This is a genomic window from Streptomyces sp. NPDC051214 (assembly GCF_040682375.1).
Lineage (GTDB): Bacteria > Actinomycetota > Actinomycetes > Streptomycetales > Streptomycetaceae > Streptomyces.
The window spans coordinates 12713-32979 of record NZ_JBFBAT010000003.1 but is presented as its reverse complement, the minus strand read 5'-3'; the positions used below and the strand labels follow the sequence as shown (position 1 = coordinate 32979).

The 20267-nt window shown below is 72.4% G+C and carries 15 protein-coding genes; 2 read left to right on the top strand and 13 right to left on the bottom strand.

The annotated features are described in order from the left end of the window. Positions 1-38 precede the first annotated feature (38 nt). Positions 39-1142: a nitronate monooxygenase family protein gene (locus tag AB0M70_RS08245; RefSeq protein WP_365817682.1), complete on the bottom strand. Its 1104-nt coding sequence runs from the start codon at positions 1140-1142 to the stop codon at positions 39-41. A gap of 184 nt (positions 1143-1326) precedes the next feature. On the opposite strand from AB0M70_RS08245, the gene AB0M70_RS08240 reads away from it, so the two are divergent. Next, positions 1327-3135: a serine hydrolase gene (locus tag AB0M70_RS08240; protein WP_365817680.1), complete on the top strand. Its 1809-nt coding sequence runs from the start codon at positions 1327-1329 to the stop codon at positions 3133-3135. 25 nt (positions 3136-3160) lie between these two features. Here AB0M70_RS08240 and AB0M70_RS08235 read toward each other — a convergent pair whose 3' ends face one another. The 8 genes from AB0M70_RS08235 to AB0M70_RS08200 all read right to left on the bottom strand — a co-directional run bounded on the left by AB0M70_RS08235 (position 3161) and on the right by AB0M70_RS08200 (position 14150). Then, positions 3161-4711, bottom strand: coding sequence for an NAD(P)/FAD-dependent oxidoreductase (locus AB0M70_RS08235; RefSeq protein ID WP_365817678.1), 1551 nt, complete (start codon positions 4709-4711; stop codon positions 3161-3163). A 116-nt stretch (positions 4712-4827) separates the two neighbouring features. Further along, a complete protein-coding gene (locus AB0M70_RS08230; RefSeq protein ID WP_365817676.1) occupies positions 4828-7065 on the bottom strand; it encodes a serine/threonine-protein kinase in 2238 nt (745 codons plus the stop codon). Further along, entirely contained in the window at positions 7047-8003 is a 957-nt protein-coding gene (locus AB0M70_RS08225; RefSeq protein ID WP_365817674.1) for an oxygenase MpaB family protein, read from the bottom strand. The genes AB0M70_RS08230 and AB0M70_RS08225 overlap by 19 nt, the downstream gene beginning before the upstream one ends. Before the next feature lie 42 nt (positions 8004-8045). Next, positions 8046-9089 carry a 2-hydroxyacid dehydrogenase gene (locus AB0M70_RS08220; protein ID WP_365817672.1) on the bottom strand — a complete coding sequence of 348 codons (1044 nt, stop codon included), beginning with the start codon at positions 9087-9089 and terminating at the stop codon, positions 8046-8048. Between the two features lie 50 nt (positions 9090-9139). After that, positions 9140-9748, bottom strand: a complete 609-nt coding sequence (locus AB0M70_RS08215) for a histidine phosphatase family protein (RefSeq protein ID WP_365817670.1) — start codon at positions 9746-9748, stop codon at positions 9140-9142. After that, positions 9745-11247, bottom strand: coding sequence for an FGGY family carbohydrate kinase (locus tag AB0M70_RS08210; RefSeq protein ID WP_365817668.1), 1503 nt, complete (start codon positions 11245-11247; stop codon positions 9745-9747). The genes AB0M70_RS08215 and AB0M70_RS08210 overlap by 4 nt, the downstream gene beginning before the upstream one ends. After that, positions 11240-12802, bottom strand: coding sequence for an FGGY-family carbohydrate kinase (locus tag AB0M70_RS08205; RefSeq protein WP_365817666.1), 1563 nt, complete (start codon positions 12800-12802; stop codon positions 11240-11242). The genes AB0M70_RS08210 and AB0M70_RS08205 overlap by 8 nt, the downstream gene beginning before the upstream one ends. A gap of 13 nt (positions 12803-12815) precedes the next feature. Beyond that, positions 12816-14150 carry an MFS transporter gene (locus tag AB0M70_RS08200; protein ID WP_365817664.1) on the bottom strand — a complete coding sequence of 445 codons (1335 nt, stop codon included), beginning with the start codon at positions 14148-14150 and terminating at the stop codon, positions 12816-12818. 252 nt (positions 14151-14402) lie between these two features. On the opposite strand from AB0M70_RS08200, the gene AB0M70_RS08195 reads away from it, so the two are divergent. Continuing rightward, on the top strand, positions 14403-15188 hold the full coding sequence (locus AB0M70_RS08195; RefSeq protein WP_365817662.1) for a DeoR/GlpR family DNA-binding transcription regulator: 786 nt from the start codon (positions 14403-14405) through the stop codon (positions 15186-15188). Between the two features lie 4 nt (positions 15189-15192). On the opposite strand, the gene AB0M70_RS08190 is transcribed toward AB0M70_RS08195, so the two are convergent. From AB0M70_RS08190 to AB0M70_RS08175, 4 genes are all read right to left on the bottom strand, one after another. Continuing rightward, positions 15193-15870, bottom strand: a complete 678-nt coding sequence (locus AB0M70_RS08190) for a TetR/AcrR family transcriptional regulator (RefSeq protein ID WP_365817660.1) — start codon at positions 15868-15870, stop codon at positions 15193-15195. A 37-nt stretch (positions 15871-15907) separates the two neighbouring features. Then, the gene (locus tag AB0M70_RS08185; RefSeq protein WP_365817658.1) at positions 15908-17716 is read right to left on the bottom strand and encodes a TIM barrel protein; all 1809 of its coding nucleotides are present in this window, start codon (positions 17714-17716) and stop codon (positions 15908-15910) included. An 11-nt stretch (positions 17717-17727) separates the two neighbouring features. After that, entirely contained in the window at positions 17728-18588 is an 861-nt protein-coding gene (locus tag AB0M70_RS08180) for a shikimate dehydrogenase (protein WP_365817656.1), read from the bottom strand. A gap of 64 nt (positions 18589-18652) precedes the next feature. Then, a complete protein-coding gene (locus AB0M70_RS08175) occupies positions 18653-20026 on the bottom strand; it encodes an MFS transporter (protein WP_365817654.1) in 1374 nt (457 codons plus the stop codon). Between the last annotated feature and the right edge of the window lie 241 nt (positions 20027-20267).

The following is a 20267-nucleotide window of genomic DNA, read 5'->3' as shown; positions in this document are numbered from 1 at the left end:
GCCTCTCCTCCGTCTCGTCGGTCGTCGGTCGTCAGGTGTCAGTCGCGTCCGGCGACGCGGTTCACGCGGTCGATGGCGCGCTCGAACCCGCTGGTCAGGTCGTCGAAAACGGCCTGGACACCGCGTTCGCTGTTCATGCGGCCGACGATCTGCCCGACGGGGGTGCCGAGCAGCGCCTGGACCTCGTACTTCTGGATGCGCGACACCGCCTCGGCGACCAGGAGCCCTTGCAGCGGCATGGGCAGCGTGCCGGGTCCGTCCGGGTCGTCCCAGGCGTCGGTCCACTCGGTGCGCAGCTGCCGCGCGGGCTTGCCCGTCAGGGCGCGTGAGCGGACCGTGTCGCCCGAGCCCGCCGCCAGGAGTTTCTCGGTGAGCGCCCGCGAGTGCATGTCGGCCTCCGTCGTGGTGAGCCAGAGGGAGCCGAGCCACACGCCCTGCGCGCCGAGGGCGAACGCGGCCGCGATCTGGTCCCCGCTGCCGATGCCGCCCGCCGCGAGCACCGGCAGCGGCGCGACGGCCTCGACGGCCTCCGGCGTCAGGACCATGGAGGCGATCTCGCCGGTGTGGCCGCCCGCCTCGTAGCCCTGCGCGACGACGATGTCGATGCCCGCCTCGGCGTGCTTGCGGGCGTGGCGGGCGCTGCCCGCGAGCGCGGCGACGAGTACGTCGTGGTCGTGGGCGCGCTGGATGACATCGGCGGGCGGTGAGCCGAGGGCGTTGGCGAGGAGCTTGATCGGGTAGTCGAAGGCGACGTCGAGCTGATTGCGGGCGACCTGCTCCATCCACCCGGTGATGCGCCAGCCGGACGCCTCTCCCTCGGCCAGTTCGGGTACGCCGTGCTTGGCGAGGGTGTCCTCGACGAACTGGCGGTGGCCTTCGGGGATCATCGCCTCGACGTCGGCCTCGCTCACCCCCTCGACCTTCTTCGCGGGCATCACGACATCGAGTCCGTAGGGCCGGTCGCCGACGTGCTCCTGCATCCAGTCGAGATCCCGGGCCAGCTCGTCGGGCGCCGTGTAGCGGACCGCGCCGAGCACGCCGAATCCGCCCGCCCTGCTGATGGCGGCGGCCACCGCCGGGAAGGGCGTGAAGCCGAAGATGGCGTGCTCGATCCCCAGTTTCCTGCTCAGGTCTGTCTGCATGGGCGCAGGATGCCGCAGCCGCCCGGACGACGGAAGAGAATTTCTGATGCAGTGTCAGATCTTTGACGGGCGCGCGCGGTTGACAGGACCCGGCGCTGACATGAAAGTTTCAGCAGTCTCTTGTGATCCCGAAAGATAATTTCAGCCCGGGAGCGCTCCAGGCGTTCCAGGAGGGGGCACGGTCATGGCCGAGGGCAACGGGGCGGCGTCCGGCAGAGCGGGCGGCGGACTGAGCAGACGCCAACTGGGCGCGCGGGCCGTGGCATTGGGCGGCGCGCTGACACTGGTGCCGTTCCCCGCAGGACCCGCCGCGGCGGCGGGACCCGCGGCCGCGGCCAAGCGTCCGACGCTGCGGCCCGGCTCCCCCGAACGCGCCGGGCTGCTCGCCGGGCACCTGCGGCAACTGGTATCCGACGCCGAGCGGTTCCTCGACCCCTCCCCCAAGCACCCGTGGTACGCGGGCGCCGTCCTGCTCGCGGGCCGCGGCGGCACGGTCGCCCTGCACCAGCCCATCGGCAAGGCGGTGCGCTACTCGGCGTACGACGAGAAGACCGACACCGGCGTCGAGCTGCCGGCCGACCGGCAGATCCCGATGGCCAAGGACACGGTCTTCGACCTCGCCTCCGTCTCCAAGCTGTTCACCTCGCTGCTCGCGGTGCAGCAGATCGAGCGGGGCAAGCTGGAGCTGGAGGCGAAGGTGGCCTCGTACCTCCCCGATTTCGGGGGCGCCGGCAAGCAGGACATCACCGTCCGCCAGCTCCTCACCCACACCTCGGGGTTCCGTTCCTGGATCCCCCTCTTCAAGGAACCCACGCGTGAGGGCCAGTTGCGTCTCATCTGGCAGGAGGCGCCGCTCAACCCGCCGGGCACCAAGTACCTCTACTCGGACCTGAACCTGATCTCGCTCCAGCTGGTCCTCGAAGAGATCACCGGCCGTCGCCTGGACACCCTGCTCCGCGACGAGATCACCGCTCCCCTCGGCATGCACCGCACCCGCTACAACCCGCCCGCGTCCTGGCGGCCGAAGACCGCCGCCACCGAGGACGCCCGCCTGCCCTGGTCGGGCCTCGACCGCGGCATGGTGTGGGGCGAGGTGCACGACGAGAACGCCTTCGGCCTCGGCGGCGTCGCGGGGCACGCGGGGGTCTTCTCCTGCGCCTGGGACCTCGCGATCCTCGGCCGCACGCTGCTCAACGGCGGGGTGTACGGCCGCTCCCGCATCCTCTCGGACGCGTCCGTGAAGCTGATGTTCACCGACTTCAACACGGACTTCCCCGGCGACGAGCACGGCCTGGGCTTCGAGCTCTACCAGCACTGGTACATGGGCGCGATGGCCACGCCGCGCACCGCGGGCCACACCGGGTTCACCGGCACCTCCCTCGTCCTCGACCCGACGACCGACTCCTTCCTCGTCGTTCTCGGCAACTCGGTCCACCCGGTGCGCAGTTGGCGCTCCGGTTCGGCCCCCCGGGTGGCCGCGGCGAACCACATGGCACGCGCCGTCCCGGTGCGTCCCGCGCGCGGGCGCACCGCGTGGTTCTCCGGCATGGCGAACGCGGCGACGGCCACGCTGACCCTGCCGCCCCTCACCCTGACCACGAGCCGGGCGAAGCTGCGGTGCGAGCTGTGGTGGGACACCGAGCCGGGTTCGGACGCACTGCGCCTGGAGGCCTCGCGGGACGAGGGCACGACATGGCAGCCGGTCGCGTTCACCACCGAGCACCGGGGGACGCCCCCTCGACAGCACCCCGACGGCACGGCGTCCGGCTGGTCGGGGCGCGTCTGGCACCGCCTCGCCGCGGACCTCTCGCCGTGGCGGGGCGAGCGGGTCCAGCTGCGCTGGCGGTACGCGACGGACCAGCTGTACGTGGGGCGCGGCGCGTACGCCGACGGGCTGCGGGTCGAGGACGGCGCCCGCACGGTCTTCGACGAGGCACGGCCCGCCGACGCGGCCCGTATCGAGGCCGTGGGATGGGCGCCGTCCGCCGACTGACGACGATCGACGCCGGGGGCGGGCGCTACTCCCCCAGCGCGGCCATCGCCGCATTGTGCCCGGGGATGCCGCTGACTCCGCCGCCGCGCACGGCGCCCGCCCCGCACAGCAGGACGTTCGCGTGCCGTGTCTCCACGCCCCACCGGCCGGTGTCCTCCTGGGCGTAGGGGAAGGCGAGGTCGCGGTGGAAGATGTTGCCGCCGGGCAGGCGCAGGTCGCGTTCCAGGTCCAGCGGGGTCTTGGCCTCGATACAGGGGCGGCCTTCGGCGTCGGTGGCCAGGCAGTCGGCGAGCGGCTCGGCCAGGTGCGCGTCCAACTGCGCCAGGGTCGACTTCAGGAGCTCGGCGCGTACGGCGTCGTTGTCCTGGGCGAAGAGACGGGCGGGGGTGTGCAGCCCGAAGAGGGTGAGGGTCTGGCAGCCGCGCTCCACGAGTTCGGGGGCGAGGATGCTGGGATCGGTCAGGGAGTGGCAGTAGATCTCGGAGGGCAGCGCGGCGGGCAGCTGGCCGGCCGCGGCCTGGGCGTACGCGGCTCCCAACTCGCCGTAGCCCTCCCCGATGTGGAAGGTCCCGGCGAAGGCCTCGTGCGGGTCGACCGATGTGTCGCGCAGCCTCGGCAGCCGTTCGAGCAGCATGTTGACCTTGAGCTGGGCGCCTTCGGCCGGGGCGGGCGGGGCGTCGCCGACGAGGGCGGCGAGCTCCTGCGGTGAGGCGTTGACCAGGACGTGCCGGGCGGCGACGGTGGCCTCGCGCTCGGGGGTGCGGTACGTGACCTCGGCGCTCTGTCCGTCGGACTCGACGCGGGTGACCTCGTGGCCGGTGGCGAACTCGGCGCCCGCCGCGCGGGCCGAGGCGGCGAGGGCCGCGGTGAGGGCGCCCATGCCGCCGACGGGCACGTTCCAGTCGCCGGTGCCGCCGCCGATGACGTGGTAGAGGAAGCAGCGGTTCTGCCGCAGGGACGGGTCGTGGGCGTCGGCGAACGTTCCGATGAGGGCGTCGGTGAGCACCACCCCGCGCACCAGGTCGTCGGCGAAGCGCTCCTCGATGGCGGCGCCGATGGGCTCCTCGAACAGCGCGCGCCAGGCGGTCTCGTCACTGATCCGCTCGCGCAGGGCGTCGCGGGTGGGCAGGGGCTCGGTGAGCGTGGGGAACACCTGCTCGGCGACGTGCCCCGTCATCGCGTAGAACTCCCGCCAGGCCTCGTACTCCCGCGGCCCGCCGGTGAGCCGCTCGAACGCGTCCCGGGTCCGCGCCTCGCCACCGCCCACGAGCAGTCCCGTCGGCGCGCCGTCGCGCTCGGTCGGGGTGTAGGAGGAGACGGTCCGGGTGCGCACCCGGAAGTCCAGGTCCAGGTCCCTGACGATCTTTCGCGGCAGCAGGCTGACCAGGTACGAGTAGCGCGAGAGCCGGGCGTCGACACCGGCGAAGGGGCGGCTGGACACGGCGGCGCCTCCGGTCCCGGAGAGCCGCTCCAGGAGCAGGACGGAGCGTCCGGCGCGGGCGAGATAGGCGGCGGCCACCAGTCCGTTGTGACCACCGCCGACGATGACGGCGTCGTATCGATCGCGAGGAGACATAGCCCTTGGTAACACGTGGAGCGCCCCAAAGGGGCGCGGGGAACTGCGCGACCGGCCACGGCGTGCCGGCGGTCGACCGCGGACCGAAGACGCTGGGCACAACGCGCCCCCGCGCGTCAGTGCCCTCCCGTAGCCCGCCGCTGCCGCAAAGCCGCCACCCGGCGGTACAGCTCCACCGCCTCCGTGCCGCGGCCCAGCTGCTCCAGGCAGTGCGCCTCGTCGTTGCGGCTGGCCAGGGCGTCGGGGTGGTCGGCGCCCAGGACCTGCTCGCGGGCGGCGGCGACCCGGCGGTACTCGGTCAGAGCGTCGGCCCAGCGGCCGAGCCAGCCGAGGCCCACGGCCACCTCGCGGCGGCTCACCAGGGTGTCCGGGTGGTCGCCGCCGAGGACACGTTCGCGGATCGCGCAGACGTCGCGGGCCTCGGCGAGGGCTTCCTCCCAGCGGCCCTGACGGCCGAGGTTGACGCCGAGGCCGTGCCGGGCACGGAGGGTCTCGGGGTCGGAGGGGCCGTTCACCCGGGTGCGGTCGTCGATCAGGTCGCGGTACAGCTCGAGGGCCTCGCCGCTGCGGCCGAGCCTGCCGAGGCTGATGCCCACCTCGTAGCGGGCGGCGAGGGTGTCGGGGTGGTCGGCGCCCAGCGCCCGCACGCGCGCGTCGGCGACCTCGCGGTACGTCTGCAGAGCCTCGGGCCAGCGCCCCAACTGGCCGAGGGCGTAGGCGACTTCGTAACGCGTGACGAGGGTGTCGGGGTGCGTGGCTCCCAGGACGCGCGCCCGTGCCGTCGCCACGTCGCGGGCCAGCTTGTAGGAGTCCTCCAGGCGGCCGAGCCTGCTGAGGTTGTACGCCAGGTTGTGCCGGCAGCGCAGGGTGTCGGGGTGATCGGCGCCCGCGGTCCGCTCCCGGACGGCGAGGACCGACGTGTAGACCTGGTGGGCCTCGAAGTGCCGCCCCAACTGCCCCATGACGTACGCCATTTCCTGCCGCGCGGCCAGCGTGTCCGGGTGCTCGGGGCCCAGCGTGCGCTCCCTGCCCTGGGCGACGCGGCCGTACTCGCGCAGGGCGTCGGCGGCCCGGCCGGTGCGGCTGAGCGTGAAGCCCACCTCGTACCGGCTGGCGAGCGTGTCCGGGTGGTCGGGGCCAAGGGCGTGCTCCCGCTCGGCGGCCACCGCGCGGTGCACCTCGCCCGCCTCCGCCCAGCGGCCGAGACGCCCGAGGCTCAGGCCGGCGTTGTGCCGGCTGACGAGGGTGGCGACCACCTCGGGTGACGGGGTGGGCCGCTCGGGCCGGCGCGGGGCGGCGGCGCGGCGCGCGTCGGCGCGCGGTATCCACTCGCCGGTCAGGCCCGCCGCCGCGTCGGGCGGCGTCGTGCGCAGCTCGGAGGCGCCGTTGGCCTTGTGCCCGGTGGTCATGCCGCGGGTCCACGAGGGCAGCCGGGGCTCGCGCGAGGGCGGCTGCTCCGGGCGGCGCACGGGCGGGGTGACGACGGTCGGGACGTACGAGGGGACCGTGCGGCCGGTGACGATGCGGCGTCCCAGTTCGCGTGCGTCGCTGGGGCGCTCGTCCGGTTCCTTGGCGAGCAGGTCGAGGACGATCTTCTCGAAGTATTCGGGCAGCTCGTCGCGGTGCCTGCGCGGCGGCTCGGGCGGCGTGTCACGGTGGCCGACGAGCACCGCCCAGGCGTCCTCCAGGTCGAACGGCGGCGCCCCGGTGGCGATCTCGTAGAGCACGCACCCGAAGGAGTAGAGGTCGCTGCGCTGGTCGACCTGGGCGCCGCTGATCTGCTCGGGCGACATGTAGTGCGGCGTGCCCATCGCGATGCCCGTGCCGGTCAGGCGCGAGGTGAAGCCGATGTCGTGGCCGAGTCTGGCGATCCCGAAGTCGCAGATCTTCACCGTGCCGTCCGTGAGCCGCATGATGTTCGCGGGCTTCAGGTCGCGGTGCACGATGCCCTGCTCATGGGTGTACGCGAGCGCGGCGGAGACCTGGTCGGCGATCTCCACGACGTCCGCGACGGGCAGCGGGTGCTGTTTGTTGTCTTCGAGGAGCTGGCTGAGGTTGCGTCCTTCGAGGAGCTCCATGACGAGATACAGGACGCCGTCGTGCTCCCCGAAGTCGTGGACGACGGTGACGCCGCGGTGCTGGAGCGCCGCCGCGACCCGCGCCTCGCGCCGGAAGCGCTCCCGCAGCACGCGCGTGAAGGACTGGTCGTGCTGGGGCCCCATCGGCTTGAGGCACTTCACGGCGACCCTGCGCCCGAGTGACTCGTCGCGGGCACGCCACACCTCGCCCATGCCGCCGCGCCCGATCAGGTCCAGTAGCCGGTACCGGCCCTGGATCAGCCTGGTGTCCGCCATCTCCGTCCGTCGCCCCCGTTGCCTCGCGTCGCCCTCCCCGGCTCGTCCAGTATGGCTGTCCGACTGTCGAGTTTGTACGGGGCAGGCCGGGCGCCGGGCCCGAGCCTGGCCATGGCCCGCAGAATGTGCTTCGGGGGAAGTTGCCAGCGTAGACGTGCGGGAACGGTGCGCAGGATGGTGCCGGTGGTGCCCAGCCGGCGGGTCACGGTGGCGGGCGGCGGGGCCGTCCTGCCGTACAGCTCGTGGGCGTACGGCGGCAACGAGGCGTACGCGAGGTTCGCCACGCGCCGCCACAGCAGGGCGCGCGCCGGGATCAACAGGGGGTGGGTCGGCGGCCGTTGCAGGAAGTCGTCGACGTCGCGCGCCTCGGGTCCGGCGGCCAGTTCGGGCCGCACCCGCTCGAAGTAGGCGGCGAGCTCGGCGGTCGACGCCGGGACGCCGTCGGGGTCGAGGCCGACGAGCCGGGCGCTCTCGCGTTGTTCGGCGACATACCGGTCGGCGAGTTCGCCGGTGAGACGGAATCCCGACCGGCGCGCGACGTGCAGATAGGAGTCGATCTCGGCGCAGTGCACCCACAGGAGCAGCTCGGGCTCGTCGACGCCGTAATGCTCCCCCGTGTCGGGATCGGTGGCTTTTATCATCGTGTGGATCTTCCGCACGCGCGCGCCCGCGTGCTCGGCGACCTCGGTGGTGCCGTACGAGATGGTTCCCACGAAGTTGGCGGTCCGCATGAGGCGGCCCCAGGCGTCCTTGCGGAAGTCGGAGTTCTGCATGACGCCGCGGACCGCGCGGGGGTGCAGCGCCTGCAGATACAGGGCGCGGATGCCGGCGACCCACATCATCGGGTCGCCGTGCATCTGCCAGGTCACGGACGAGGGCCCGAAGAGCCCCGGGTCCGGCGCCGCCGGGCGCCCCGCCGATGAGGATGCCTCGCGCATACAACCACCTCCTGGCCGCAGGCTACGCCTCCGGGGCCGGCCTCAACCCGCCTTGAACACCTCGGGGTTGGCGCAGTGCTCCAGCGGCTCTCCGCGCAGGAAGCGGGCCGCGTCGGCCGCCACGATGTCCGCGGCCTTGTGCGCGACCTGCCTGCTGCCGCCCGCGATGTGCGGGGTGAGGACCACACCGGGGACGGTGAGCAGCCGGGAGTCGGCGGGCAGGGGCTCCTCGGGGAAGACGTCGAAGCCCGCGCCGGAGAGGTGACCGGACTCCAACGCGTCGCAAGCCGCCTCGTAGTCGAGCAGTGCGCCTCGGGCGCAGTTGACCAGGACCGATCCGCGGGGCATCGCGGCGATCTGCGCGCGGCCGATCATGCCCTTGGTCTCGTCGGTGACCCGGGCGTGCAGGGAGACGACGCGCGAGCGGCGCAGCAGTTCGTCCAGGGAGACAAGCCGGGCGACGCCGGCCAGCGCTTCGGGCCGTACGTACGGGTCGTGCACCAGCACCTCGGCGCCCATGGCACGCAGGACGGGGGCGACCCGGCTGCCGATGGCGCCGTAGCCGATCAGGCCGACGGTCGCGCCGTCGATCTCGATGCCGCAGTTGTCGTAGTCGTAGTAGTCGCCGCGCCAGGTGCCCGCGCGCAGGTCGGTGTGGGTGTCGCCGACGCCGCGGGCGGCGGCGAGCAGGAGGGTGAGGGTGTGTTCCGCGGTGGCGGTGGCGTTGCGGCCGGGGGCGTGGCAGACGGCCACGCCGTGCCGGGTGGCGGCTTCGAGGTTGGCGTTGACCGGGCCGCCGCGGCTGGTGCAGAACAGCTTCAGGTCGGGGCAGGCGGCGAGGATGCGTTCGGTGAGCGGGCCGTGCTCGGTGAGGCAGATCCGCACGCCCTGGAGTGCCTCGATCATCTCGTCCTCGCTGCCGGATGCCTCGATGACCTCGCCGACGGGCCCGAACGGCGTGTGCGGCCACGGGAACTGGAGCTCGCGGATGTCCAGCGGCAGCTCTCCGACGGCGGCGCGCAGGGCTTTGGTGAACAGGCTCGGGCGGATGAAGTGGTTGCCGGCGGCGAGGACGGTGGTGCTCATGGCTGGTGTCTCCTGAAAAGCGGTGCGGACGATGCTGGCCGGGGGGCGGGTCAGTGGAGCGCCGGGGTGTTGAGACGCAGCAGCGCCGTCCGGCCGTCCTCCACGCGGATCTCCGTGAGGGCGCCGTTGAGCAGCTGGGGGAAGACCCGGCGGTAGTCGGAGAGGGGGATGCCGAGGAGGTGGCAGAGCAGGACCCGGACGAGGGTGGAGTGTGCGACGAGGAGGACCCGGCCGTGCGGCTGTTCGCGGGCGATGTCGGCCAGGCAGTCCGCGGCGCGCGCGGCGGCCTTGCGCGGGTCCTCGCCGCCGGGCAGATGGTGCTCCACCGGGTCGTCGAGGAAGGCCGCGAGCTGTTCGGGGAAGCGCAGGCGCATCTCGTCCCTGGTCAGGCCGTCGCCCTGACCGAAGTCGAGTTCGCAGAGCCGCTCGTCGACGCGCGGGGTGAGGCCGCAGGCTTCGGCGGCGGGGGCGGCGGTGAGCCGGGCGCGGGAGAGCGGGGAGCTCCAGACGGCCGTGAGCCCTGCGGTGGTGGCCCACTCGGCGAGCACCGCGGCCTGCTCGCGTCCGTGCTCGGTGAGGGGTACGTCGGTGCGTCCCGCGTAGCGGTTCTCCGCGTGCCAGACGGTTTCGCCGTGGCGTACGAGGATGAAGTCGGTCACTGCGCTGCCCTCCTGCGGGCGTGGTCGGCCACGGTCTGGTCGAGCCAGCCGCGGCGGGTGAGTTCGTCGATGAAGCGGAGGTATACGGGGAGGTGGCGGGCGGTGCGGGCCGGCGAGGGGTGGATCCGCGCGCCGATGCGGACCATGGCCGCGGCCGCCTCCTGGAGGCTCGCACCGGATGAGGTGGCGGCGAGCACCGCCATGCCGATGGCGCCCTCGGCCTGTTCCGGCAGAAGGACGGGACGTCCGATGACCTCGGCGCGCAGCCTGCACCAGTAGCGGTTGCGGGCGCCGCCACCGGTGAGGGTGAGGGGGCCGTCGACCGGGGCGCCGAGGTGATCGAGGTAGTCGAGGCAGAGCCGCTCGAGGCAGGCGACGCCGAGCAGTTGGGCGTGGAACTCGGCGGCGCGGGTGGGGACTTCTCCGAGGGTGAAGGGGGTGGCCTCCGGTGCGCGGAAGGGGAAGCGCTCGCCGGTGGAGACCAAGGGGTAGGACACCGCGTCCGAATCGAGCGCGGCGGCCTGTGCGGTCAGCGCGTCCAGGTCCTCGCCGTGGAAGTCCCGGGAGATGACACCCGCGCCGCTGCTGGACGCACCGCCCGGCAGCCAGTTGTCGCCGGGGCCGCGGTGGCAGTACACGACGCCCGCCGGGTCACGGACCAGATGCGGGCTGCTGCCCTTGAGGACGAGGGTGGTGCCGAGCACCGAGTTCCAGGCGCCGGGCTGCAGGGCTCCGGCGCCGATCTGAGCGGCGCAGCCGTCGGTCATCCCGGCGACGAGGGTGGTGCCCTCGGGGATGCCGGTGGCTCGTGCGGCGGCGGCGCACACGGTGCCGAGCACGCTGCCGGGTCGCACGACGTCGGGCAACAGGCCTTCGGGTACGCCGAGTTCGGCCATGGCCTTGTCCGGCCAGCACTCCTCGACCAGGTGGTATCCGGTCTTGAGGGCATGGCTCGCGTCGGCGGCGACCTGCTGTCCGGCCAGCCGCCAGGTGATCAGGTCGACCTGGTGCAGGAGGCGGACACCCGCGCTTGACGCGGCGGGCTCGTGCTCCAGGAGCCAGCGCAGTTTGGGCAGCGCCCAGGACGGCTGCATGCTGCGGTAGCCGAGCTCACGCCAGACCTCCGCGCCCACCGCGTTGACGGTCACCGCCTGGTCGGCGGCGCGCCCGTCGTCGTACATCAGGCCCGGCGTGAGCGGGCGTCCCTCGGTGTCGGCGAGCAGGATCGTGCCGGAGGTCCCGTCGATCGCGAGTCCTCGGATGCGCGTCGCGTCGAGTCCCGCCAGGGCCTCGCGGCAGGCGCCGGACAACGCGGTCCACCACTGTTCGGGGTCCTGCTCGTGGCGTACGCCGTCGCGGCTGCCGGTCAAGGGCCGGGAGGCGGCGGCGATGAGCTGCCCGGTGCCGTCGACGGCGACACAGCGGGCGCTCTGGGTGCCGAGGTCGAGGCCGAGCCAGATGCCGTCGAGGAGCCGGGCGGTGGAGGGGGTCTCAGACATGTGTGCCTCCCGTGGCACGGTGGTCGGTGTCGCCGTCGTGCGGGGTCACGTCACGCTCGGCCGCGCCGCTCTTCCGCCAGACCGCGCGGCCGTTCCAGCCGGCCTCGCGGGCGATGGTCCGCCGGTCGATGAAGTCGTCGTACAGGGCGGCGTAGAACTGTGAGCGTTCCGGGTCGGGCTCCCAACTGCTCTGCATCCGTACGTACTTGGCTGCTGCGGTGTGCATGCTGCTCTCCGCGCCGGAGCGGACGAGGCCGGTGAGGAAGGCCCCCTTGGCGCCCAGTTCGGTGTCGCCGGAGCGGGCGGTCGGCACGCCCGTCGCGTCGGCGATCAGGGCGCACCACGCGTCGCTGTTGGCGCCGCCGCCGCACAGCCTCAGTTCGCTGACGTCCGTACGGGCGGCGGCCAGCGAGTCGCGCAGGACCAGCGAGAGGCCGTCGAAGACGGCGCGGGCCAGGTCGGCGCGCGTGTGCTCGAGGGACAGCCCCCAGAAGGAGCCGCGGGCGTGCGGGTCGAGGAACGGCGCGCGTTCGCCCGCCGGGGAGAGGTAGGGGAGGAACAGCAACCCGCGGGCGCCCGGCTCCGATGCGAAGGCCAGGCGCGCCAGCTCCGGCGGGCCCGGCAGCCCCAGGGTCCTGGCCGCCCAGCCGAGCACCTCGGCGCCGTTGAGGGTCGGGAAGGCCCGCAGCACGCGCTCGCGGCCGCGGTAGGCGATGTTGATGCCGGAGGGTTCGCCGCTGGTGTCCACGTCCGTGCGGACGATCTCCGTGCACAGGGTGGTGCCGAGGATGCTGCACGCCTGCCCGGGGTTGACCACGCCGACGCCGCGGGCGGTGGCCGCGATGTCGTACGGGGACATCACGACCGGAAGCCCCGCGGGGAGCCCCAGTTGGCCCGCCGCGTCGCCGGTGATCTCGGCGATGCGCTCCGACTCGCCGAGGACGGTCGGCAGGAGCCGGTGGTAGTCGCTCAGGCCGAACAGGTCGAGGATCTGCGGGTCGTAGTCCCCGGTGGAGTGGTCCAGGAACGGGGCGGAGGCGTCGGACTCGTCGCAGGCGCGCACTCCGGTGAGGCGCAGGAAGAGCCAGCCCGCGGCGGTGAGCGAGGTGCGGGAGCGCGCGAGGCGGTCCGGGTCGTGCAGCGCGAGCCAGCTGAAGAGGGCGTTGGGCATGCCGGCGCAGGTCAGCGAGCCGTTGCGGCGGAAGGCCGCTTCGAGGACGCCCGCGCGCTGCCAGGCGGTGAGCAGGTCACCGGCCCGGCCGTCGGACCACAGGATCGCGGGCCCCGTCGGGCGGCCGTCCTCGTCGACGAGCCAGGCTCCGTCGCCCTGGGCGGTGAAGGACACCAGCCAGACGGGATCGGCGAGCCCGGACAGCACACTACGGACGGTGTGGACGACGGCGTTCCAGACGGCGTCCATGTCCTGCTCCGCCCAGCCGGGGTGGGGCCGGAGCACTTCGGTGGCGAGCCGGGAGACCGCGATCTCCTTGCCCTGGTCGTCGAAGACGACCGACTTGATCACCGTGGTGCCGACGTCGATGGTCAGTACGGACATCAGTCGAGTCCTTTCACGCCGGGGCCGAGGCGGTGGCGGGCGCGGTGTCCGAGGCGGCGGTCGCCGTGCCCGGCGCGTCACCGGCCGGTTTCGCCGCACCCGCGTCGTCCGGCAGCTTCAGGAAGAGGGCGAGCACGGCGCTCACCGCATGCATCCCCGCGAGAATCCAGACCACCCCCGTGACGCCGAGTGGCCCGACGAAGACGGTGACGACCGCGGGGCCGACGAAGGTGCTGGCGCCCGCGCCCAGGTTGAGCGCGGCCAGCGCCTGCCCCTTGTGCCGCGGCTCCAGCGAGGGCACCAGCGCCGAAAGGGGTACATATCCGGCCAGCGTAGCGCCGTAGAGCGCGGCGGCGGCCAGCGCCAGCGGGAAGTTGTCGCCGGCCGCGTTCGGGACGTAGAAGAGCAGCAGCGTACTGACCGTGCAGCCCGCGCCGCCGAACCAGGCGATGGTCCTGCGCCACCCGACGCGGTCACCCACCACCCCGAACAGCAGGTTGGCGAAGATGTTGGTCGCGAACATGGCGCTGAGCAGATGCAGCCACTCGGTGAGGCTGAAGCCGACGGTCTTCGTGAAGTGGATCGGCATGATCACGAAGAAGCCGAACTGGGATGCCGTGTTGATGACCCGGGCCAGCGATCCCGCGCCGACCCGCGGGTTGCGCCACAGGACCGTGACGCTGCCGACGAGGGTGGCGAGCGGCCCTTCACCCTCGCCGCGCGGCCGCTTCGCGCCCCGGTCGTCGCGGACGAGGAGCAGCGCGATGAGTCCGCCCGCCGCCACCAGGGCCAGGGCGGACCACAGCGTGGCGTACGCGCCGATCTGCGGGATGAGTCCGCTGGCGACCAGGGAACCCAGGGTGGGCAGACCGCCGGTGAAGGCGAACCAGAACCAGCCCATGGCCGTGCCGAGCCGGGCGCGTGGCGCCACCGAGGCGATCCAGACGAGGAACCCGTAGGCGAACAGCGGATAGCCGAGGCCGCGCAGGCCGTAGCCGAGCATCATCAGCGGATAGCTGGTCATGGGGATGGCCAGGACGAGGAAGAGCAGCTGGAAGACGCCCCAGATGCCAAGGCCGGTCCACATGACGCGGCGCGGGCCCCAGAGATCGGACAGCACCCCGGAAAGCCAGGCGGCGACGGCCGCGGCGCCTCCGTAGACGGTGAACAGGAGCGCGACCCGGGGCTGCGGGATGCCCTCGTCGATCAGGTACGGCGAGAGATAGCCGGACTCGACGCCGTCTCCGATCATGAAGAGGAGCAGCCCGAGGTAGCCCCAGGCGAGGGTCGGCGGAATGCCCAGGCGTGTGATCAGCGAACGCGGAGGAGGTGACGGGGGCGTCGTCATCGACTCTCCCCTTTCTGCGGCGGTGGCAGGAGGGACGGACGAGCTGATGGAACAGTCGGCCGGAAAGGCGAGTCAATGGCGGCCGGAATCTTACCGCCGGGGCGTCGACCTGCCGTGTTGTGTCGTACCGGAGCCGCGCCCGGACGCCGCTCTCCTCGATGGCGGTGCGTTAAGTTCGTGCGAACATAACGCGGCGAGATCACACACGCGCCCCTCGTCACGACGGGTGCGGACACCGGAGGGAGCGCCGCGATGGACCGGGTCGAGGCACAGGAGGAGCGGCGACGGCGGATGCGTGAGGCCGTCATCGGCCGCGGTTTCGTGCGCACCGCGGATCTCGCCGAGGAGTTCGGCATCAGCCTGATGACCGCGCACCGCGACCTGGACGCCCTTCAGGCGCAGGGCTGGTTGCGCAAGGTGCGCGGTGGTGCGACCGGGCTGCCGTCGGCCCAGTTCCACGGCAGTGTCGCGGAGCGCATGGCCACCATGGCGCAGACCAAACAACTCCTGGCGCGGGCCGCGGCGACCCTCCTGGTGCCGGGCCAGACGGTGCTGCTCGACGACAGCACGACGTGTCTGCTCCTCGCGCACCAGGTCACCGAGCACACTCCGCTGACCGTCCTCACCAACTCGCTTCCGGCGATCACCACGCTCGCGAAGGAACCCGGCATCTCGCTGATCACGCTGGGCGGCGCGTACTTCCCCGCGTACGACGCGTTCATGGGCCTGCACACCGCGGACGCGGTCCGTGCCTTTCGCGCCGATGTCCTCTTCATGTCCACGACGGCGGTCACCAACGGCCGCTGCTACCACACCTCGCCGGAGACGGTGCTGGTCAAGCGGGCGATGATGGAGTGCGCCGCACGGCGGGTGCTCGTCGCGGACCACACCAAATTCACCAAGGACGGTCTGTACGCGCTCGCGCCGCTGACCGACTTCGATCTGCTGATCGTGGACGACGGCCTGGCGGCGGAGCAGGTACGGGCGGTGCGCGCTGCCGGGACCGAGGTGATGGTGGTGCCGACCCGCGACCAGTGAGGCCTCAACTCCCCTGTGCGCGCGGCCGATCCGAGGTCAGGTAGGAGATGACCATGTCCCCCAGCATCGTCCGGTAGTGCGCGCGGCGCGAGGCCTCGGTGAGGTCGCGACCGAACAGCGTGCGGAAGGTGTGCCGGTTGGAGACACGGAAGAAGCAGAACGAACTGATCATCGCGTGCAGGTCGACGGCGTCCACCTCGGCGCTGAACACGCCCTGCTCGCGCCCGGTTTCGAGGATCGAGGCGATGACGTCGATCGCCGGAGAGCTGAGGGAGCCGAGACTGGGCGAGGCGCCGATGTGCTTGGCCTCGTGGATGTTCTCGATGCTGACGAGGCGGATGAAGTCCGGGTGTGCCTCGTGGTGGTCGAAGGTGAGCTCGGCCAGGCGGCGGATCGCGGACACCGGATCCAGGTGCCCGACGTCGAGCTGCTGCTCCTCGTGCCGGATGACCTTGTACGCCCGCTCCAGGACCGCGGTGAACAGCTGGTCCTTGCTGCCGAAGTAGTAGTAGATCATCCGCTTCGTGGTCCGCATGCGGGCGGCGATCTCGTCCACCCTGGCCCCCGCGTAGCCCATGCGGGCGAACTCCTCGGTGGCCACGTCCAGGATCTCCCCCTGCGTACGGGCCGCGTCCCGGGTGCGTTTGACGGGCGGGGGCGACGGGGGGACGGCGGCGGCCATGCGGCTCCTCAGGGCGGACTCATCGGCGCCGGTCAGTCTAATGCTGGTGCAGATACTGGGCCGCGAGACGGACGGCCGCGTTCTGGGCCCCGTAGCCGCGGTAGCCGCCCGTGCGCTGCACCAGCTCGAAGAAGACCCGCCCGACCGTGGCGGTGTAGCAGTGCAGGAACTCCCCGTTCTCGTCACGGTCGTAGAGGATGCCCAGTTCCGCGAGGGTGGCCAGGAACCCTGGCTCCAGGTCGTGACGGGCGGCGAGGTCGTCGTAGTAGTTGGCGGGGATGGGGAGCAGGCTCGCGCCGGACGCGTGGACGCGCCGGGCGGCGCGGACGATGTCATCGGTGGCCAGGGCGATGTGCTGCAGGCGGCCGCCCTCGGCGTCCGGTGCCGGCGCGACGTTGAGGACGATGCGGACACCGCCGTCGGGGGACGCGACGGCCCGGCTGCGCACGAGCCCGTAGGGGTCGGCCAGATCGAGGCTGTCGTCCGCCTCCAGGCCCAGCACCCCCCGGTGGAAGAGCGATGCCTCGTCGAACTGGTGCCAGGGCTGGGTGAGGGCGATGTGGTCGATGCGCCGGACGGCCCCGGCCTGTTCACCTGCCCCCTCCCCCGGCAGCGCGCGCGACGCGACGCCGGTGAAGTCACCGGTCCAACTCGGGTGGTCGGACTGCTCCGTGCGGCAGAAGAAGAACTCCGTGCCGTCGGGTGCGGCGACCGCGTCGAGCGGTGCGTCCCGTGGCGCCCTGCGCCTCGGGACGACGGGGGCGAGCACTTCCTCGGCACGCCGTGCGGCCCGGCCGGGGTCGGGGGTCTCCACGCCGACGGCGGTCAGCGCGGGGTCCTGACGGCGGCCGCTGACACCGGTGTTGAGCAGGATGCGGGCCTCACCCTGTTCCCACAGTTCGACCGGTTTCCAGTGGTGCCGTGCGGTGTGGGCGAAGCCGAGCGCCTCGAGGACTCCGCGCAGCGGTTCGGTGTCGGCCGCGGTCAGCTCGGCGAAGGCGAAGCCGGAGGGGACGGCCGCGGTGGGGAGCGCGGACAGACCTGCCTGCTCCTCCAGAAGGAGCAGCGAGCGCAGCGCGTCGACAGCGGTGGAGGCGGCCCCCGCCTGCCGGAAGACGTCGTTGAACACCTCGAGCGACAGGGGCCCTTGATATCCGGCGCGCACGGCGGCGGACACCAGGGCGGCGACGTCGAAGCCGCCCTGGCCGGGGAAGCAGCGGTAGTGCCTGCTCCACTGGAGGACGTCCATCGCCATCAGGGGCGCGTCCGCGAGCTGCAGGAAGAAGATCTTCTCGCCGGGGAGGTCCGCGATGCCCTTGGGGTCGGAGCCGCGGGAGAGGATGTGGAAGCTGTCGAGGCAGGTGCCCAGAGCCGGGTGATCCGCCTGTTCGACGATGCGCCAGGCGTGGTCGTACGTGCTGACGTGCCGGCCCCAGGCCAGGGCCTCGTAGGCGATGCGGATGCCGTGGGCCGCCGCTCGGTCGGCGAGGAGCCGCAGTTGCTCGGCGGCGAGCGCGTCGTCGTCGACGGACTCGGGGGCGACGCTCGAGCAGACGAGGAGCAGGTCGGCGCCGAGGCGCTCCATGACCTCGAACTTGCGCTCCGCGCGCCGCAGATTGCGGGCGAGCAGGTCGGCGGGGACGGCCTCGAAGTCGCGGAACGGCTGGTAGAGGTCGATGCCCAGGCCGAGGTCCGCACAGCGCAGCCGTACGTCCTCGGGACTGAGGGGGGCGCCGAGCAGGTCGTTCTCGAAGATCTCCACGCCGTCGAATCCGGCGGTGGCGATGGCGGTGAGCTTCTCGGAGAGCGGGCCGCTGAGCGAGACGGTGGCGATCGATGTACGCATGGGGTCTCCTGTCAGGCCGGGAAGGCGGCCAGATCGCCGAGGTCGGCGAGCATCGGTCCGGTGTGCGGTTCGAGCCCGGTGAAGAGCCGGAAGGCGTCGGCGGCCTGGAACACGGCCATGCCGCCGCCGTCGAGGGTGCGGCAGCCGATCGCGCGGGCCTCGCGCAACAGCTCGGTCTCCAGCGGCCGGTAGACGACTTCGGCCACCCAGAGGCCGGGCCTGAGCAGTGCGGCCGGCAGGGGCAGGCCCGGGTGCGCGACCATGCCGGTCGGGGTGGCGTGCACGAGCCCGTCCGCGGCGGCGAGGCGCTCGGCCGTCGCCGCGGCGGGCGCGGACGCCGCACGGCCGGGGCCGAAGCGTGAGGTCAGCGCGGTGGCGAGGGCGGCGGAGCGGGCCGGGTCGGTGTCGATGAGGGTGACCCGGTCGACGCCGAGGTTCAGCAGGGCGTGCGCCACCGCGGCGCCCGCGCCTCCCGCGCCGAGCTGTACGACGTCACCGGTCGGCGCGTCGGCCAGGCCGCGGGCGAAGGACTGGGCGAAGCCGGTGGCATCGGTGTTGTGCCCGATGGCGCGACCGCCCCTGAAGACAACGGTGTTGACGGCGCCGAGCTCGGCGGCGTCGGGGGCGAGCTCGTCCAGGTGCTCGATGACCAGTTGCTTGCAGGGGTGGGTGATGTTCAGGCCGTCGAAGCCGAGGAGCCGGGCGGCACGCACCAGCTCCCCGACGGCCTCGGGCGCGACGCCCAGCACATCGATGTCGAGGGTGCGGTACACGAGGCGGACACCGTGCCGGTCCGCCTCGCGTTCGTGCAGGGCCGGGCTCAGGGAGGGGCCGATTCCGGAGCCGATCAGGCCGGTGAGGTACGAGGTCATCGATGCTTCCTGTAAGTCGTCTTGGCACGGTCGTTCACGAGGGCGCGGTGGAGGCTCGGCCGGTTCAGAGGGCGGCGGCCTCGGGTGTCGCCGTCGGCACCTTCGCGTCCCCGGCGCGCAGCCCCAGTTCGGCGGTGGGCACGCGGTGCGTCTCGCGCCCGGTGGCCACGGCGATCGCGCAGATCGCGCAGAAGGCGGCGGTGAAGATCGCGACGCCGACCCAGCCGTCTCCGTCGGGGCCGTCGATCTGGGCCGCGAAGGTCACCGCGAATCCGGCGATGGCGAAGCCGATCTGGGTGCCGATGGCCATGCCGGAGAGGCGGACCCTGGCGGGGAACATCTCGCCGTAGAACGAGGGCCAGATGCCGTTGGCCGCGCTGTAGACGACGCCGAAGAGGAGCACGCCGGTCACGAAGACCAGGGGATAGTCGCCGGTGGAGATCGCCCACAGGTAGACGAAGATCATCACTCCGCTGCCGATCGCTCCGACGAGGAAGACGGGCTTGCGGCCGATCCGGTCCGAGAGCCTGGCCCAGAGGGGGATGGCGAGCAGGGCCACGGCGTTGGCGCTGCCCGCGACCCAGAGCATGCCCGTCTTGTCGAGGCCGACGGCGTCGCTCGTGGCGAAGGAGAGGGCCCAGACGGAGAAGATCGTGCTGACCGTCGCGATCAGCGCGGCGGCGACCACCCGCAGCACGTCGGCCCAGTGGTTTTTGAGCAGATCCGCCAGCGGCATCTTGGCCACCTCCTGGTCGGCGGAGACCTGCTGGAAGACGGGGGTCTCGTCGAGGGTGCGGCGGATGACGTATCCGGCCACGGCGACCAGGGCGCTCAGCAGGAACGGGATGCGCCAGCCCCAGCTGTAGAGCTGCTCGTCGGGCAGCGCGGCGACCGGCAGGAAGACCAGGGTCGCCAGGAGCTGACCGGCCTGGGTGCCGTTGAGGGTGAAGCTCGTGTAGTAGCCGCGCCGGCCTTCCGGCGCGTGCTCCAGCGTCATCGCGTTGGCGCTGGCCTGCTCGCCGGCCGCGGACAGGCCCTGGAACACCCGCATCAGGACGAGGAGCACCGGGGCGATGGTGCCGACCTGGGCGTACGTGGGCAGGCAGCCGATGAGGAAGGTGGAGAGGCCCATCAGGATCAGCGTCCAGACCATGATCTTCCGGCGGCCGAGCCGGTCGCCGAAGTGGCCGAGCACGAGGGCTCCGAGCGGGCGGGCCGCGTACGCGACGCCGAAGGTGGCCAGGGAGATCAGGGTGGCGGTGGCCGGGTCGTCCGGGTCGAAGAAGACCTTGGGGAAGACGAGGGCGGCGGCACTGCCGTAGATGAAGAAGTCGTAGTACTCCAGCGCACTGCCGATCCAGGCGGCGAAGGCGGCCTTGCGTGGCCTGCCCTGGGGCGGCGCGGCCGGTGGCTGATCGGCCTGCGGGTGAGCGGACACGTGAACTCCTCGGGGAGAGCGGCCTGGCCATGAAGGGGGACGCAGGCTGCGAGGGCGACGAGGGGATGTAGTTAACGCACTAGATAGTTAATTAACTCGGGTGAGATGCTCGCCCGCTCCTCGGGTCGTGTCAATACGTCTGGCGTGAACGGAGGCCGGCACGCCTGAACCCGGATCGGTGAGCTTCGCCGGATCGGCTCACCCGCGCTATCACCGTGCCGTACGCTGCGGCGCTAGGCCG